This is a genomic window from Microcoleus sp. K4-B3 (assembly GCF_036704615.1).
Taxonomy (GTDB): domain Bacteria; phylum Cyanobacteriota; class Cyanobacteriia; order Cyanobacteriales; family Microcoleaceae; genus Microcoleus.
Window position 1 is genome coordinate 1 of the sequence record NZ_JAUBSF010000230.1, and the last position, 1,454, is coordinate 1,454.

At 39.9% G+C, this 1,454-nt stretch carries 2 protein-coding genes; both read right to left on the reverse strand.

What is annotated here, in order from left to right; translation table 11 throughout:
• Positions 1-256: 256 nt before the first annotated feature.
• Positions 257-736, reverse strand: a complete 480-nt coding sequence (locus QUA78_RS32600) for a helix-turn-helix domain-containing protein (RefSeq protein WP_333307473.1) — start codon at positions 734-736, stop codon at positions 257-259.
• A gap of 62 nt (positions 737-798) precedes the next feature.
• Positions 799-1,071 carry a hypothetical protein gene (locus tag QUA78_RS32605; protein ID WP_333307476.1) on the reverse strand — a complete coding sequence of 91 codons (273 nt, stop codon included), beginning with the start codon at positions 1,069-1,071 and terminating at the stop codon, positions 799-801.
• Positions 1,072-1,454 lie beyond the last annotated feature (383 nt).

Here is a 1,454-nt window from a genome sequence, read left to right on the forward strand (position 1 = left end):
AAAACTTATTCGAGCGTCGGCTTGAATCAATCATCAATCCTTCTCTGGGTCTTCCATTATTTATTCAGCAAACCCTAAGTAAAGTCCCATTGTACTTTTCCTTGCGGTTTTATCCCGTAACCTGTTAGCTTTCTTCTTTGAATTGTATGCAACCCCATCCGACTTTCGTCTTGGCTCCAATACCGCACTTTTTTCCATTGTTTTAAAAAGCTCTGACTTTGAGTCAGACTTGCTTTAATTAAGATTGGCAGTTTTTTTAAAACTCTTCTACTGCTCCTGGTTTTTGCTTTTCACTCAACGGACGTGGAACTTTTAATTTGCCTTTAAGGCGATATCTTGCCCATTGATGCACTGTCCGATATGCCACGGGAATGTCACAACAGCTTGTCAACCACTGATGTACTTCTTTGTAGCTACTGAACCCTTCTACTTGGTTTAACTCTTCTGATAATTTCTCTACAATTTCTGGAGTCATTATTCTGGGCCGACCCGCACGAGGTTTCTGGCATAATAATTCTTCTATTCCCCCAGTTCGGTAGCTAGACAACCATCTTTGTATTGTGGTACGATGCTTACCTAAACGCACGGCAGCAGACAATACACTATCCACTGTTTTGGTTTTGAGCCAATACAGAATCAGCAGTTTTTCGTGGCGCATAGCATCTTTCTCTCGGCCCAGCAAAGTTTTCAGTTCTGCTGCGGTTTCTCGAATTACAATTTTGACAACTCCTGACATTGTTTTGACCTCTCTTTGGCTACTAAATTGCAAAATGCACTTATACTAACTGTAGCATTATTTTATGAATTTGGTATTACTGGGTCAGCGAATATGAAAATTGCTGAATCATCAATGACCCTTGCGATCGCGTTGTAGCCTCCCAGCCTATTGTAGAGAGAATTTCCTCCGGGAACTTGTGCAATCAGATCTGTAGTTACTTTTTCTGCTGATTCTTGTGCTGACATGACCGGCGTAGAACGAGCGAAACTAGGGCTTAATCTGAAAGTAGTCACAAATATGACTGTCATACAAATTAATGTCAGCAACATTGCCAAAGATTTACTGAGTTTCATTGAAAAATCTCCAATTGTGAGGGTAATATGGTTAATTGAATCTTCAGCACTAAGTGATTTACAGATACATAGGTTTAAGAAGCCGACAGCCAAAGTATGAGCCAAACTAAACTTAGTCTTTCGCTCTGTGCGATGGTAAAGAGCGATCGCTCTCCACATCAATTGATAACTTTACCATCAAATTATGTTACGGTAAATTTTGTAATATTTCTTAGATAAGTCAGCATTTGCTGATTGATTGACTTCACATTGTGTTGCATCTTGTCAAAACGCGGTTAAACAAGTTGCATCGCAGCTAAAAGCTCATAGGACTTACGCATTGACACGAGAGCTAGTTTATGTATTCAAGCAGCACAAGCAGCACTCAAGTTATCCAAAACATA

Excerpts from the sequence above, each read along its gene's own strand:
- QUA78_RS32600 (WP_333307473.1), bottom strand. The coding sequence starts at position 736 with ATGTCAGGAGTTGTCAAAATTGTAATTCGAGAAACCGCAGCAGAACTG.
- QUA78_RS32605 (WP_333307476.1), bottom strand. The coding sequence starts at position 1,071 with ATGAAACTCAGTAAATCTTTGGCAATGTTGCTGACATTAATTTGTATG.